16 protein-coding genes and 2 pseudogenes are annotated in these 14,758 nt (G+C 70.1%); 14 read left to right on the top strand and 4 right to left on the bottom strand.

The window, feature by feature from the left end:
- The 13 genes from D471_RS40505 to D471_RS0127845 all read left to right on the top strand — a co-directional run.
- On the top strand, positions 1-273 hold a 273-nt coding region (locus D471_RS40505; protein WP_017601649.1), incomplete at its 5' end, for an HK97 gp10 family phage protein.
- A complete protein-coding gene (locus D471_RS0127790) occupies positions 273-674 on the top strand; it encodes a DUF3168 domain-containing protein (protein WP_017601650.1) in 402 nt (133 codons plus the stop codon). The genes D471_RS40505 and D471_RS0127790, both read left to right, overlap by 1 nt.
- Before the next feature lies 1 nt (position 675).
- Entirely contained in the window at positions 676-1,101 is a 426-nt protein-coding gene (locus D471_RS0127795) for a phage tail tube protein (RefSeq protein ID WP_017601651.1), read from the top strand.
- 25 nt (positions 1,102-1,126) lie between these two features.
- Positions 1,127-1,495: a hypothetical protein gene (locus D471_RS0127800; protein ID WP_017601652.1), complete on the top strand. Its 369-nt coding sequence runs from the start codon at positions 1,127-1,129 to the stop codon at positions 1,493-1,495.
- Positions 1,492-1,821 carry a phage tail assembly protein T gene (locus D471_RS36605; RefSeq protein ID WP_017601653.1) on the top strand — a complete coding sequence of 110 codons (330 nt, stop codon included), beginning with the start codon at positions 1,492-1,494 and terminating at the stop codon, positions 1,819-1,821. The genes D471_RS0127800 and D471_RS36605 overlap by 4 nt, the downstream gene beginning before the upstream one ends.
- A gap of 26 nt (positions 1,822-1,847) precedes the next feature.
- Complete coding sequence (locus tag D471_RS0127810; RefSeq protein WP_017601654.1) at positions 1,848-4,079, top strand: phage tail protein; 2,232 nt, start codon at positions 1,848-1,850, stop codon at positions 4,077-4,079.
- A gap of 3 nt (positions 4,080-4,082) precedes the next feature.
- Positions 4,083-5,453 carry a hypothetical protein gene (locus tag D471_RS0127815; protein WP_017601655.1) on the top strand — a complete coding sequence of 457 codons (1,371 nt, stop codon included), beginning with the start codon at positions 4,083-4,085 and terminating at the stop codon, positions 5,451-5,453.
- A gap of 9 nt (positions 5,454-5,462) precedes the next feature.
- Positions 5,463-5,819: a phage tail fiber protein gene (locus D471_RS0127820; RefSeq protein ID WP_017601656.1), complete on the top strand. Its 357-nt coding sequence runs from the start codon at positions 5,463-5,465 to the stop codon at positions 5,817-5,819.
- A 10-nt stretch (positions 5,820-5,829) separates the two neighbouring features.
- The gene (locus D471_RS41420) at positions 5,830-7,800 is read left to right on the top strand and encodes a peptidoglycan-binding domain-containing protein (protein WP_017601657.1); all 1,971 of its coding nucleotides are present in this window, start codon (positions 5,830-5,832) and stop codon (positions 7,798-7,800) included.
- A 19-nt stretch (positions 7,801-7,819) separates the two neighbouring features.
- Positions 7,820-8,320 (top strand): hypothetical protein, encoded by a 501-nt coding sequence (locus D471_RS0127830; RefSeq protein WP_152486476.1) that lies wholly within the window; start codon positions 7,820-7,822, stop codon positions 8,318-8,320.
- Positions 8,320-8,619: a hypothetical protein gene (locus tag D471_RS0127835; protein ID WP_017601659.1), complete on the top strand. Its 300-nt coding sequence runs from the start codon at positions 8,320-8,322 to the stop codon at positions 8,617-8,619. The genes D471_RS0127830 and D471_RS0127835 overlap by 1 nt, the downstream gene beginning before the upstream one ends.
- 63 nt (positions 8,620-8,682) lie before the next feature.
- On the top strand, positions 8,683-9,558 hold the full coding sequence (locus D471_RS0127840) for a peptidoglycan recognition protein family protein (protein ID WP_017601660.1): 876 nt from the start codon (positions 8,683-8,685) through the stop codon (positions 9,556-9,558).
- Positions 9,558-9,812 (top strand): hypothetical protein, encoded by a 255-nt coding sequence (locus D471_RS0127845; RefSeq protein ID WP_017601661.1) that lies wholly within the window; start codon positions 9,558-9,560, stop codon positions 9,810-9,812. Before D471_RS0127840 ends, D471_RS0127845 begins: the two co-directional genes overlap by 1 nt.
- Positions 9,813-10,027: 215 nt before the next feature.
- On the opposite strand, the gene D471_RS36610 is transcribed toward D471_RS0127845, so the two are convergent.
- The 4 genes and pseudogenes from D471_RS36610 to D471_RS0127860 form a co-directional block, all read right to left on the bottom strand.
- Positions 10,028-11,440 (bottom strand): ATP-binding protein, encoded by a 1,413-nt coding sequence (locus D471_RS36610; protein ID WP_017601662.1) that lies wholly within the window; start codon positions 11,438-11,440, stop codon positions 10,028-10,030.
- Positions 11,437-12,510: an NAD(P)/FAD-dependent oxidoreductase gene (locus D471_RS36615; protein ID WP_017601663.1), complete on the bottom strand. Its 1,074-nt coding sequence runs from the start codon at positions 12,508-12,510 to the stop codon at positions 11,437-11,439. The genes D471_RS36610 and D471_RS36615 overlap by 4 nt, the downstream gene beginning before the upstream one ends.
- 253 nt (positions 12,511-12,763) lie before the next feature.
- A pseudogene (locus D471_RS42150) lies at positions 12,764-13,075 on the bottom strand (response regulator); the annotation flags it as partial.
- Between the two features lie 225 nt (positions 13,076-13,300).
- Positions 13,301-13,783: a DUF1269 domain-containing protein gene (locus tag D471_RS0127860; protein ID WP_017601664.1), complete on the bottom strand. Its 483-nt coding sequence runs from the start codon at positions 13,781-13,783 to the stop codon at positions 13,301-13,303.
- 493 nt (positions 13,784-14,276) lie between these two features.
- Between D471_RS0127860 and D471_RS0127865 the strand changes: the two are divergent.
- Positions 14,277-14,747 (top strand): annotated as a pseudogene (locus tag D471_RS0127865) (biotin carboxylase N-terminal domain-containing protein); the annotation flags it as partial.
- Positions 14,748-14,758 lie beyond the last annotated feature (11 nt).

The raw sequence follows: 14,758 nt of genomic DNA on the forward strand, positions 1-14,758 counted from the left end.
ACGTGGGCCGAGGACGTGTACAAGGGCGCGGTGGCCGACGTTCCGGTCGACTCCGGCGACCTCGCCCGCGCGCTGGAGATACGCGTCGAGGGCTCCGGGGCGACGACCGACGCGCGGGTCGGCATCTGGTCCGACGACGAGTACTACGGCCAGTACGTCGAGTACGGCACGTCGAAGATGTCCGCGCAGCCGTTCATGTATCCCAACGTCCAACGGGCGAACCGCAAGGTCCGCGGCTGGGTCGCGGACGGCGTCGCGAAGCGGGCCGGCTGATGGCGTCCGCGGCGTGGCCCCTGCAGCAGGCCATCTACCAGCGGCTCGCCGGTGACACGGAGCTGACCGCGATCACCGGCGTCCACGACGAGGTCCCCGAAGCGGCGACCTACCCGCACGTCCTGATCGGCGAGGTCGTCGAGGAACCCGACGACAGCCACGACAACCAGGGCCTGACCGTCGCGTTCGTGCTGCACATCTGGTCGAAGTACCGCGGCTACGGCGAGATCGGCCGCATCCTCGCCCACCTGGACCGGCTGCTCGACCGGCGGCCGCTCACCGTTGACGGCTTCGAACTGGTCGCGATCTTCCGCGAGCACCACCGGATGCTGCGCGACCCCGACCCCACCATCCGACACTGCCCGGTCCGGTACCGGGTGTGGCTGAACAAGGAGAGATGACATGGCAGGACGCGACGGTTTCGGTACCGAGCTCCGACGGGGCGACGGCGACCCCGGCGGCACCGGGGAGCTGTTCACCCCCATCGGCAACGTCGGCACGTTCTCCGGCCCCAACAGCGAGCGCGAGACCTACGACGTCACGGCGCACGACTCCCCGTCGAACTTCCGCGAGTTCATCGGCGGCCTGATCGACGGCGGCGAGGTGTCCGTCGAGGTCCACTACGACCCGGACAAGCACGACGTCATCTACGGCGACTTCAAGAACCCCGACCCCGTCAACTACGAGATGCAGTCGCCTGCCGGTGAGGTCTGGGCCTTCGCGGCGCTGCTGACCGGGTTCGAGCGCGAGATGCCCATCGACGGGCAGATGGCCGCGACCCTGACCTGGCAGGTGTCCGGCGAGCCCACCATCACCCCCGCCCCGTAGCCCGATCGATAAGGACGACGCACAGATGACCACCAGCCAGAAGACGGAGTTCCTCGGCCGCGACGCGATCCTCGGCGCCGACGACCTCGCCTACTCGACCGTCGACGTCCCCGAGTGGGGCGGCACCGTGCGCATCCGCGCCCTGACCGGCACCGAGCGCGACCGGTTCGAGGCCGAGATCGCCGGGAACACCAAGCGGCTCAAGCTCGACAACGTGCGCGCGAAGTTCGTCGCCAAGTGCATCGTCGACGCCGAGGGCAACACCGTGTTCAGCACCTCGGACGTCGCCGCACTGGGGCAGAAGAACGCCGCCGTCCTGAACCGGGTGTTCGAGGCGTGCCAGCGCCTGTCCGGGCTGACCGACGACGACGTGGACGAACTGCTGGGGGAATGAGGCGCCGGCCAGAGCGGGAGTTCTACTTCCGTTTGGCCGGCCACCTCGGCATGCCCGTCGCCGAGCTGCTCGCCCGGACGAGCTCACGCGAGCTGACCGAGTGGGCGGTCTACGAGCGCCGCGCCGGACCGCTCGGCGCGCGCCGCGGCGACATCCAGGCCGCCATCGTCGCCGCGGCCGTCTACAACGTCAACCGTAAGAAGGGCGCCAAGCCCGTCGACCCGGAGAAACTGTTGCCGACCTGGGACGACTACCAGTCGGACGAACAGATGTGGTCGGCGATCCGGCAGGCCAACGCCGCGATGGGCGGCACCGAGACCGACTAACCGAGCCGGGCGGGAGGTGATCCCGCGTGGCGACCGTCGCATCCCTGCTCGTCAAGCTGGGATTGGACAGCAAGAAGTTCGACAAGGGCGTAGGCAAGGCCGTGCGCGGCCTGGACGACCTCACCAAGAAATTCGACCGGCTCGGCGACATCGGGAAGGTGTCGGCGATCACCACCGCCACCTCCGCGATCACCTCGTTGGGCGCCGCCGCCGGTCCCGCGTCCGGGGCGGTGCTGGCCCTGCCCGCCGCGGCCCTGGTCGCCGGCGCCGGCATGGCCACCCTCGCCACGGGGCTGTCCGGGGTGAGCGAGGCGATGTCCGCCACCGGCGGCACCGCTCAGGAGCTGGAGGAGGCCCTGTCCGGGCTGGCTCCCAGCGCCCAGTCGTTCGTCCGTTCCTTCGCCGGGGTCCGGGAGCAGTTCGCCCCGATCCAGACGGCGGTGCAGCAGAAGCTGTTCGCCGGTCTGGGGGAGGAGCTCTCGGCCCTGGCCACCGGCGCCATGCCCACGCTCGAAACGGGCATGACCGCGGTCGCCTCAGCACTCAACAGCCTGGGCGCCGAGGCGATGCGGACGATGAGCACACCCCTCTTCCAGGGGCAGCTGGCCGCCATCTTCGACGGCACCGCCAAGGCGACCTCGTCGTTCTCCGGTGTCGTCTCACCGCTGATGACCGTGCTGGCCCAGCTGGCCGTGGCGGGCCTGCCGCTGATCGAGCGGTTCAACGAGTGGGCCGCTGGAGCGTTGGAGAGCGCGGCGGCGTTCCTGACCTCCGAGAGCGGCGCCGCCAAGCTCTCCGACATCGTGCAGCGGGCGGGCGACGTCCTCGCCCAGCTCGGCTCGATCGCGGGCAACATCGGCTCCATCCTCGCGGGGGTCTTCGGCGCCGCCTCGGGTCCGGGGTCCGATCTGCTGACCACGATCGAGGATCTGACCGCGCGGTTCGCCACGTGGGTGAACTCCGCCGAGGGGCAGGAGCAGCTCGGCGAGATCTTCGGAACGCTCAACCAGATCGCGACGGACCTGCTCGCGATCCTGCCCGGGGTCGGAGCGGTGATCGGCACGATCGCCGCGGCCTTCACCAGTCTTCCCGGTCCCGTGCAGTCGACCGTGACGCAGATGCTCGCCTGGTCGATCGTGCTCGGACCCGTGGCGGGCAAGCTGTCCGGTCTCGTCGGCGTCGTCCAGACCATGGCACCCGCCCTGAAGACCATCGGCGGTCCGCTGGTCACACTCGGCAAGACGCTGGGCAAGCTCGGCGTGCAGGCCCTGATCATGGGCGGCAAGATGCTCGCGGGCTGGATCATGGGCATGGGGCCCATCGGCTGGATCATCGCCGCGGTGATCGGTCTGGTCGCGCTGATCATCATCTACTGGGACCAGATCGTCGCCGCGATCACCGCCGCGTGGGAGTGGATCAAGCAGGTCACGATCGCCGTCTGGAACGCGGTGATGGAGTGGCTGACCGGGGTGTGGAATTCGATCCTCGCCGGTCTGACCGCGGCCTGGGAGTGGATCAAGAACGCGATCTCCGCGGCGTGGAACTGGATCGTGGGGCTGTTCATGACCTACCACCCGGTGGGCATCATCATCTCCCACTGGGACCAGATCAAGGCGTTCTCCGCCGCCGCCTGGCAGTGGATCAAGGACAAGATCAGCGCCCTGTGGAACGGTCTCGTCGGCTTCATCTCCGGCGGGGTCGCCAAGGTCAAGGCGTTCATCACCAACGGCTTCAACACAGCGAAGGCCATGGCCGTCGCCGCGGTCGTCGGACTGCACAACCGTGTGCGCGCCACGATCGCCCGGGTGGTCTCGACCGTGCGCGGCATCCCCGGAAAGATCAAGTCGGTCTTCTCCAACGCCAAGAACATCCTGCTCCGCGCGGGTCGCAACATCATCCAGGGACTCATCGACGGTGTGTCCCGGATGATCGGCTCCCTCCGGGACAAGTTCAGCTCGGTGACCGGCATGATCCCGGACTGGAAGGGCCCGATGCGGGTCGACATGAAGCTGCTGGAGCCGTCGGGTGCGGCGCTGATGTCCGGACTCGAGCGCGGTGTGGAGGGCGGTCTGCCCGGGTTGCGCTCCACCCTGCGAGGGGTCACCCGCGAGATCCCGTCCAACATCGACACGACCATGCGCCACTCCGGTGGCCAGCAGTCCGGTGTGGTGATCGACGTCACCGGTGCCGACGAGGACATGAAGCGAATGATCCGGCGCATGGTCCGCCAGGGCGGTCTCGACATGCGAGGGAGGTGAGTCGTGGCGCTGCTGCCGCTGTCTTTGGTCGTAGAGCTGCGGGTCGACGGGACGTGGGTGGACATCACCCGGGACGTCTACACCCGTGAGGACATCGCGATCGTGCGAGGCCGACCCGACGAAGGCGATGAGGTCGACCCCGGGAAGTGCAGCCTCGTCCTCAACAACCGGCAGGGCAAGTACTCGCCGAGGAACCCCCGATCGCCGTACTACCGGCGGATCGGACGCAACACCCCCATCCGCGTCGGTGTGAACACCCCGAACGGTCTCGTGTGGCGGTTCCACGGGGAGGTCGCGAGCTGGCCGCCCCGGTGGGACGTCTCGGACACGGACGTGTGGGTTCCCATCGAGGCCGCCGGAATCCTGCGCCGGCTCGAACAGCAGGGCGCCCCGTTGCAGACGGCCCTGCGCCGGCTGTACGAGCGGTACGACCCGGTCGCGTATTGGGTTCTGGACGACGCGGAGGCGGCCGGGGCCCGGGGCGCTTCGGCGGTGCCGGGTGGTTCCGCCATTCGTTGGGCCCTCTGGGACACCACCACCTTCACGGCGGTAGCCACGCCCCCTGACTGGGAACAGGACCCGCCAGGGGAGTGGATGGACCGCATGGTGGCGACCGTTGGAACTCGGGGCATCGCTACCGGAGCGGTACCAGGACGCTCGGCCACTTGGGTGGTGGACCAGATACGCGCTGGTCGTGGTGGACAAGACGCCATAGCCATCACGACTCGCACGCCAAGTGGCGCCACCGAGACGTGGTTTCTGGGTGAGGATCCGACTGTGAACCCCCGTGAGCTGAATCTTTCCGTCCAGTACACGGTGGAGGAGCAGTCCTCTTCGAGCGCGCTCCTGGGAACAGTGGAGGCCACCGGGCTCGTGGACGGTTCGGCTCATCACGTCCGGTTGTCGGTTACTCGTGAAGGTTCCGGTTCGAGGTACGCGGTGATCGTCGACGGCGTCGAAGTGATAGGGGGGACCAGACCTGTGCACCCGGGTGTGGTCTCTTCCTGGGGTTACCACTGGTGGTGGGCCGATGACGGTGTGTCCGACCACATCCGCCTCGGCCACGTCGCCGTGTGGGGCCCCAACGCCCCCGACGCCGCAGCCGCCACCGCGGCCCTCCGCGGCCACGCCGGGGAACCGGCCGCCGAACGGATCCTGCGGTTGGCCGACGAGGAAGGACTTCCGATGACCGTGGTCGGAGACGTCGCCGACACCGTCGCGGTCGGCCCCCAGTACCCCGACGACGCGGTCTCGCTCATCCGCGAGGCGGCGGCCGTGGACGGAGGAATCCTCTACGAGGCCCGCGACCAGTTCGGTTTGGCTTATCGGACGCTGCGGTCCATGTACAACCGCGGCGCGCAGTTGAGTGAATAGGAGACACACATGGCCCTCGCGGCGGACTTTCGCAACCGGCTGCTCGACGGAGGGGGTGTCGGTGAGGCGGTGACCGCCTCCCTGCACACCTCGACCGCGGAACCGACCGCCGGTTCCGACGAAGTGACCGGCGGGTCCTACGCGCGGCAGTCGATCGCCTGGGCGGCGGCGTCCTCTGGTTCGGCCTCCGTCGCGCAGGAGATCGCGTTCAACGTTCCCGCCGGGACCACGGTGCGGTGGGTCGGGCTGTGGGACGCCGCGTCCACCTGGCTCGGAGCCCTCAAGACGTCGACGGACGAAGTCTTCGAATCGGCGGGTGTGGCCCGTGTCGACCCGGCCACGATCAACCTGACCAACCAGCCCTGAGGGGGTCGGCGTGGCTGTCACCGTCGACAACTCTCTCTCCGGCCCGGGCGGCACCGCACCGACGGCCGCGTCACTGGCGGCCACGGCCAGGACGGGGACGGCCGCGTTGGTCGCCCCGGAGCGGTCGGTCTACTCGGCGAGCCGTACCCTGCACGGACTCGGCACGATCGACATCGCCACAGGGCACCATCGCGCCAACTCCACACCGCGTGTGGAAGTGGCGCTCCCGCCGGCCCCGTGGCACATGCGCTGGTACGTGTACCCGCCCGCGCTCCAGGCCGCCGGATTCGGCGCTGACGAGGTGCGCTGGGTCGCCCGCTTCGGGGGCTACGGCCTGGTCCTGCACGAGACCTCGGGCGGCAACGTGGGTCTGCGCTTGCAGGCGGACGGGCTCGCCCAGGCCCCTCTGGTCCCGGCACAGACCGGTTCAGCCGTGTCGCTCAGCCAGTGGCTCCGCATCGAGGCCACCTCGGACGGCACCGACACCGTCGTCCGCGTCTACCCGGGGCACGCCGCGACCGGGGCGCGCGTCGCGACGTGGTCCGGCACGGGACTGCAGGGAAGCGTCACGGCCGAGCTGACGGCGTACCGTTACCGGCGCGGCGTGCTCCTCCAGCCGGGCGACAATGACGCCGACTTGCCCGGTACACCGGTCCAGGATCGCCAGCAGCAGATCCTGGTCTGGGACCCCGACGAGCTCCCCGTCTACCAAGACGACGGCGACTACGGGCAGGAGACGGTGACCGCCGTCGAACGGTTCCAGACCGAGTTCGGCCTCGTTCCGGTCGATGGTGAGATAGGCCCGGAGACGGCCGCGGCGCTCGACCTGGTCGTCGCCGAGATCCAGGGGGATCCCCTTCCCCCCTCCACCCACATATCGCACCTGGCCGTGTCCGACGGAGCCGCGATCGGCTCCGCTGACACGCCCCTGACCTCGGCTGCCACCACCCTGGAGGCGTCCGGTGACGCCACCGTCACCCCGGACTTCAACGTGGTGACCGCCGTCGCCAACGTCGGTGTGGTCGGCTCCGCGCAGGTCACCAAGGAGGTGACCGTCTCCGCGTCCGCGACGGTAGAGGTATCCGACGAGACCCGGATGTCCAAGGACACCACGGTGCTCGCCGACACCACCGTGGAGGTGTCGGGGACGGCGGGGGTCACCGAGTCGGCCGGTGTGGCGGTGGACTACGCCGCGGGTCACATCAGTCCGCCGTTCGAGCCGGTCGAGGACGACCTCCACGTCGCCAACGACATCACCGTCTCCGGTGCCGGTGGCGAGTACCGCCTCACGGTCACCGACGGCCCCCTGGGCGTGGAAAGCGTCGGCAGGTACAAGGCCAGCGACGAACTCAACGTCGCCGACGAGGGACAGTTGGCCTCTCAGGCCGGTTGGCGAGCCCACCTCGGTACACACGACGACGCCCGTTACCCCGTGGTGCACGTCAACCTGGCGGGTTCACCGGAGCTGGCGGGCACCATCGCCACCCGGGACTGCGGGGACAGCCTTCAGGTCCTCAATCCGCCGCCGTGGTTGCCGCCGAGGCCGATCGAGCTGCTGATCCAGGGCTACGAGGAACGGTTGAACCTGTACCGGTGGGATGTGACGTTCAACGCCAGCAGCGGCGAACCGTGGATCGTCGGTGAGGCCGCCGACGGTGCCGCTGTTGGATCCGCGGCCGCGCCGGACCGCGCGGACACCGCGGGTTCGGCGCTCGCCCTCGCCATCGACGACACCGAGACGACGCTCTCCGTCGACACGGGATCCGGTCCTCCGTGGATCACCAGCGCCGAGTATCCGGACGACTTCCCCTTCGACGTCGTCGTGGACGGCGCCGAGGTGATGCGGGTGGCGTCCATCGTCGGCGACGGATTCTCGGCGCCGCAGACCCTGGAGGTCTCCCGAGGGGTCAACGGCATCACCAAACCGCACCAGCCCGGAGTGGACGTGCGCCTCGCCCAACCCATGACCACCGCACTCTGACCAGAAAGGAGGCGCCGCCATGCCCTTTCCATGGCTCGCGGGCATGCGAGTGACAGCCGAGCGCCTCAATGAGCACAACCCGATCCTCGTGTACAAGAGCGCGACCGAGAACCGCACCAACACCAGCACGGTCGCTCCCGACGCCCACCTGACCCTCACCCTCGGCGAGGGTGTGTGGGACATCCACGCGTTCATCGACTTCGCCGGTACCGAGGGATCGGGAGGGATCCGCGTGGCCTGGCACACGACCATGACCACCGTGTCCATTCGCCGTGCGACCGGGCCCGCCTCGTCTTCCACGAACCGCTCCGACACCACCATGCGTTCCTCGGTGCACAACATGGAGACTGAGGCCGGGTACGGCAACCGCGACCCCAGCGGGTACCGGTCGCAGGCGTGGGAGGACATGATCCTCCAGGGCCCCGGAACACTCACCCTGCTGTGGGCGCAGATCAACGCGCACACGTCCGCGACGGAATTGTTCGACCAGTCCTACCTCAAGGCACAGCGGGTCGGCTGATGCCCGACGACTCGCTGGAGGGCCTGCGCCGGACGATAGAGGTCGGCCTCGCGCAGGTGTCCGGACGCCTGGACGTCATCCTCCAACGCCTGGAACACCAGGCCGCCCGCACCGACGAGCACGCCCGGCGCCTGGAGGAACTGGACGCCCGCCTGGACGACGTCGAGCGGGTCACGGTCACCCGGGAGGACATGGACACCCGCGCCACCCGCACGATCGCGGTCACCGCCGTCGTGGTGACGGGGATCGGCATCGTCGTCGGCGCCGTGACCGCCGTGGCCGTCGCGGCCCTCACCTGACACACCCGAACGCACCCACCGCCCCCGTCACCCACGGGGGCTTCGTCATGTCTGGAGGCAGACGTGCCCCAACCACCCCTCTACGTCACCCGGACCGATCTCGGTTGGTCGGAGACGAGTCCGGCCGACCCGGCGGACCCCACATCCGGGCTGGTGGTCCACTACGACGGCGTCGACCAGCACCTCGCCGACCAGGACCACGCGGCGTGCCTGGACTACTGGCAGGCCACCCGGGACTTCCACACGGGTCCTGACCGGGGTTGGGCCGATGTCGGATACAGCTTCATGGCCTGTGCTCACGGCTACGTGATCGAAGGCCGCGGCCTCTACCGCGAGCAGGCCGCCCAGCGCGGCGCGAACGACACCCATTACTCCGTGACCCTGGCGGCCGGTCCCACGGACCGGATCACGGACGTCCAGATCGAGGCCGTCCGTGAGCTCCGCGCATGGCTCATGGAACCCGACACCTCGGTCTCCGGCACGGTGTTCGGGCACCGAGACCTCAACGCCACCTCGTGCCCTGGAGACGACGCCTACGCGCTCGTGCAGGACGGCACGTTCGCCCAACAGCCCGGTAGCGACACCCCCACGACGGATGGAGACGATGACATGCTCGGACTCAAGCTCGGCGACACGGGCGAAGCGGTGAAACTCCTTCAGCTCAAGGTCACTCGCGCCGGCTTCGGCGCGGCCCTCGGCGAGTCCGGTGCCGACGGCGATTACGGACCCGCGACCGCCGAAGCCGTCCGCCAGACCCGCGCCTACGTCGGGTCCAAGGCCCTGGAAGGCTACGGCGACCGGGTCAGCGCGCACGGGAAGGACCAGATCGACGCCGCCGTCATCAAGCGCATGCTCGCGGACGGCGGCACGACGAGCGGCGGTGGCGAGACTCTGCCCGAGACGGTGCGGGTGACGGGTGAGCTGACGGTGGAGGGCTGATGGTCCACGAATCACCTACCCCGGTCCCCGGAACCCCCTCGGCGGATCGCGCCGACGCCCGCAGTCGCGGGTGGCGCACCCTGGCCCAGGCCGCGGCCGTGACCGCCCTGGTCGGTGCCGCGACGGCGGTCGCGGAGCTGGTCGGGTCCGACGGCCTGTCGCTGACCACCGTCGCGACGGCGGCCGGGACAGGCGCGCTCATGGCCCTGGCCGCGTGGGCGCAACGCCGACTGGAAGTGCGGCGCGGACTCTGACGACGACGCTAGGCTCCCGCTCTCCCACCTCGTGGGAGGGCGGGAGCTTTCTTGTTTTCGGAGTGAACCGTCACCGCCCGGACGCTCCGCCGCGCCCGGGTTGCGTTTCGGGTTGCGGTCGACGGGGCTCTCATGGTCTCCACGGCGCTCCACCGGTTGAGCGCGGTGAAGGCGTAGCGGCCCATAGAGGCCGGTGGAAGCCGACCGGCGGACTTTTAATCCGCGGGTTCGGCGGCCTCCTCCGCTGTCGGGGCGGTCATCGGCAGCNGGAGGCTCCCGTGGTGCTTGTTCACCACGATCCGCCAGGAGATGTCGAGGCCGAGCCCGGTTCCCTCGCCCACCGGCTTGGTGGTGAAGAAGGGCACGAAGATGCGGTCGCGGATCTCGGAGTCCACACCGGTCCCGGTGTCCCCGAACTCCACCAGCAGGTGGTCCCCGTCCCGGGCCGTGCGCACGGTCAGCGTTCCCTCGCCGCCCATCGCCGAGACGGCGTTGTCGACGAGGTTGGTCCACACCTGGTTCAGCTCGCCCGGATAGGCGGGGACCCTCGGCAGCGTCCGGTCGTACTCCTTGACGACCCGGACCCCGGCCCCGATCTTCTTGGAGAGCATCACGAGCGTGCTGTCCAGCAGGTCGTGCACGTCGGTGACCTGGAAGGGGGCGCGGTCGAGTTGCGAGTACTGCCTGGCCGTGTCCACGAGGTGCGAGATGCGGGCGGTGGAGTCCTCGATCTCGTTCATGAGCAGCTCGGTCTCCACCGTGTACTCCAGCCACCGGACGGCCCCCTCGAGGGTCTGCTCGTCCACGGCCTCCGCCACCCGGTCCAGCCAGTCGGTGTCCAGTCCGGCCTGGACGAACGTCGGCGCGAGGTCCCAGCCGCCCGCGATTCCGCGCTCGTCGAGCCAGTCGGCGAGCTCGTCCTCCCGGTCGGCGGCCTCCAGCGCGCTCAGCGGCTCGGCCTTCGACACCTGCTCCGCGGTGCGCTCCTGGATGGCGACGAGCGTCTCCAGGGTCCGGCGCGTGTACGGGCCCGCCGCTATGACCCCGAGCTTGTGCCGCATCCCGGCCACCCGTTCGCGCAGCGACGACGTGGCCCGCACGGCGGCGGCCGCGGGGTTGTTGAGCTCGTGGGTCAGCCCCGCGGACAGGGAGCCGAGCGCCAGGAGCCGCTCACGCTGGTCGATCGTCCGCTGGGAGTTCTGGGTGCCGAAGAACATCCCCTCCAGCAGGTGGACGGCCATCGGGAACCAGTCCCGCATGATCGAGGCGAAGGTCTCGGCGGGCAGGACGAAGAACCGGGAGGGCTCCGTGACGCGGAGGGAGCCCCGGTAGCGCTGGTCCTCGGCGCCGCTCAGGTAGGCCTGCATGGCGCCGGCGTAGGCCCCCCGGTGCGAGGTGCGGATGGTCTCCACGTCGTCACCGCCGACCCGGCGCGACATCACCACCCGGCCCTCCAGGAGTACGTAGAAACAGGTGGCCGGGTCGCCTTCGCGGTAGACGGGTCCGGGCCCGAACTCCTCCACACGGCCCTCACGGCACAGCCGCGCCAGTTGTTCGTCGTCCAGTTCCTCGAACAGGAAGAGCGTGCGCAGCTCCTCCTCGTCGCAGCGTGTCGGCCGCCCGCTCATGACTGCTCCAGGTAGCGGTGGACGAGCATCACGGCCATGGCGCCCTCGCCGACGGCGGAGGCGACCCGCTTGGCGGACTCCGCGCGCGCGTCGCCCGCGACGAACACCCCCGGCACGCTCGTCTCCAGGTGGTACGGCGGCCGGTCCAGCTCCCAGTCGTTCGGCGGCCGACCGTCGACGCCCAGGTCCGGCCCGGCCAGGATGAACCCGCGCTCGTCCCTGGCCACGGTGCCGTCCAGCCAGTCGGTGCGCGGGGTCGCCCCGATGAACGCGAACAGCCACTGCGTGCCGACGAGTTCGGTGTGACCGCTCTCCACGTCGCGCAGGGTGAGCTGCTCCAGATGGTCGGAGCCGTGCGCGGCCTCGACGACCGTGCCCGTGCGGACGTCGATGTTCGGGGTGTCCTCGATCTGCTGAATCAGGTAGTGGGACATCGACGCCTCCAGCGAGGGGCCGCGCACCACCAGGGTCACCGACTTCGCGCCCCGGGACAGGTGCACGGCGGCCTGCCCGGCGGAGTTCGCGCCGCCGACGACGTACACGTCGTGGCCCTGGCAGGAGGGGGCCTCGGTGAGCGCCGACCCGTAGAACACTCCGCGCCCGGTCAGGTCGTCGAGCCCCGGCGCGGTCAACCGGCGGTAGGACACCCCGGTCGCCAGGAGGACGCTGTGAGCGGAGATCGCTGAGCCGTCCGAGAAGCGGACGGTGCGCGAGGCGCCGTTCACCTCCAGTCCCGACACCTCGCACGCGCTCAGGATCTCGGCGCCGAACTTCGCCGCCTGCCGCCGGGCCCGTTCCGTGAGCTGGCCGCCGGACACGCCGTCCGGGAACCCGAGGTAGTTCTCGATCCGCGAGCTCTGCCCCGCCTGACCGCCGGTGGCGGAGCGTTCCACGAGGACGGTCCGCAGCCCCTCGGAGGCCCCGTAGACGGCCGCGCCGAGCCCTGCCGGGCCGCCGCCGATCACCACCAGGTCGTAGAACTCCTCCGCCGGTGCCGTGGCCAGCCCCACCAGCGACGCGAGTTCGGGGTCCCCGGGTTGCGCCCGAGCCGTCCCGTCCGGGGCGATCACCAGTGGCAGGGGGGGGGNGCTCGTCACACGAGTACCAGCGGTAGGGCACCTGGTTGCGGGCCAGGAACTCCCGCACGTCCGACGACCGGGCCGACCACCGGTGGCCGACGACCTTGGTGGTGGCCACCGTCCGGTGTCTGTGTGCCCGCCAGGCCGCCAGGAGGTCGTCCAGGACCGGGTAGAGCTTCTCCTCGGGGGGATCCCAGGGCTTGAGGAGGTAGTGGTCGAGGTCGACGAGGTTGATCGCGTCGATGGCCGCGTTGGTGTCCGCGTAGGCGGTCAGCAGGACGCGTCGCGCACCCGGATAGACGTCGATGGCCTGCTCGAGGAACTCGATGCCGTTCATCCGCGGCATGCGGTAGTCGGCCAGGACCACCGCCACCTGGTCACCGCGGAGCTTGAGTTCCCGCAGGGTGTCGAGCGCGGTCTCCCCGGACTCGGCCCGCACGACCCGGTACGTGTCCCCGTAGCGGCGTCGCAGGTCGCGGGCGATGGAACGCGACACGCCCGGATCGTCGTCCACGGTCAGGATGACGGTTCGTCCCGGTCCCGTCGGCTGCGCCATGCGTCTCCCTCGTCCGATCGACTCGCCACACCCTGCAACGCCGCTCCGGGGTCGCTCAGTCCGGGGCGCGGCCGGTCACCGCACGAAGAGTACGGCCTCCCCGTCGTCGCACGCGGCGGCGGGATCGTCGGATCCGCCTGGGGCGCGGCCGGTCCGCCCTCGCACGGGGGCGGACCGGCCGCCGGGGTGGGAACGGGCAGGAGGCGGGCCCTCCCCGTGGGCGGCTCAGTCGCTCAGGGCGCGGATGAGCGCCTCCTCGTCGTCGTGGGTGAGGTTGGTCTGGATGACGGTCGGGTGCAGGGGCTTGAACGCGCTGACCACCCGGTCGCGCGTGGCCGACTGCGCGAGCAGGAAGACCGCGGCCCGGCCCTGGTCGAGCTCGGAGCCGATCCGCTTGATCATGTCGTCGTCGATACCGACGTCGCTGAGTTTGCCCGCGACCGCGCCCGAGGCGGCGCCGACGGCCATGCCGAGCAGCGGGTTGAGGAACAGCAGTCCGATGAGCATGCCCCAGAAGGCTCCGCCCAGCGCACCCGCACCGGTGAGGTTGACGGTCTGGTGGATGCGGGGCCGTCCCTTGGCGTCCTTGTAGACGTAGGCCGCGTCCTCCAGCTTCAGCAGTTCCTGCTTGGCCAGGTCGGACGCGATGTCCAGGGCCTCTTCGGCCGTCTTGGTGTCGGCGACGCCGAGCACGACGAGATGCGCCATCCGTTCCTCCGGGTATCACTTTTCGTGGCTGGTGTGTCACTCCCGGTCTTTCCGGGTGGGCTTCGCGCTAGCGCCATCGTTCGGGAAAACGAGGGCCATGTTCGCCCGGGGGCGTGTGTGACATGCCGGACACCGGGCGCCGCCGTGGGCCGGTACGCGGTCGCGGGCGGTCGGCGCCCGGACGCGTGTGCGCTGGGCCTGCGCGCGGATCCACCGTTCCCGCGGTGGTGGTCCCACCTGCGGTGACCCGCGCGACCGGGGTGTTCGCGCTGTTCGGAGGCCGTACACTGCGCCGGGCGCCACCCATGCGGGCCCGCCCCGGGCCGCCGCCGGGCGCGACCGACGGCTTTTGGACGTTTCCCACAACGGATGCCGCCCAGACTCCTCCGCCGACGACATGGCGCCGCCGGTCGGCAGACGGGAGGATGAACTCTGCGGAGTGCCGCCATGGGGGCGGCGCGCACATCGTCGATCTACAGAAGGACGCAATCGGGTGTTCACTCGTGTCGCCATCGTCAACCGTGGTGAGGCCGCAATGCGGCTCATCCACGCCGTACGAGACCTCGCCGCGGAGACAGGGGCACGGATCGAGACCGTGGCCCTGTACACCGACGTCGATCGTTCGGCCGCCTTCGTTCGTGAGGCGGACCTGTCCTATGACCTCGGTCCCGCGTCCGCGCGCCCGTACCTCGACCTGGAGGTGCTGGAGCGCGCGCTGGTGGAGACCGGCGCGGACGCCGCGTGGGTCGGTTGGGGGTTCGTCGCCGAGGACCCGGCGTTCGCGGAGCTGTGTGAGAAGGTCGGTGTCACCTTCGTCGGCCCGAGCGCCGAGGCCATGCGCAAGCTCGGTGACAAGATCGGCGCGAAGCTGATCGCCGAGGAGGTCGGCGTGCCGGTCGCCCCTTGGAGCCGGGGCGCGGTCGAGACCCTGGACGCCGCCCTGGCGTCGGCGTCGGAGATCGGCTAACCGCCGAT

It is taken from the genome of Nocardiopsis lucentensis DSM 44048 (assembly GCF_000341125.1).
GTDB classification, from domain to species: Bacteria; Actinomycetota; Actinomycetes; order Streptosporangiales; family Streptosporangiaceae; genus Nocardiopsis; species Nocardiopsis lucentensis.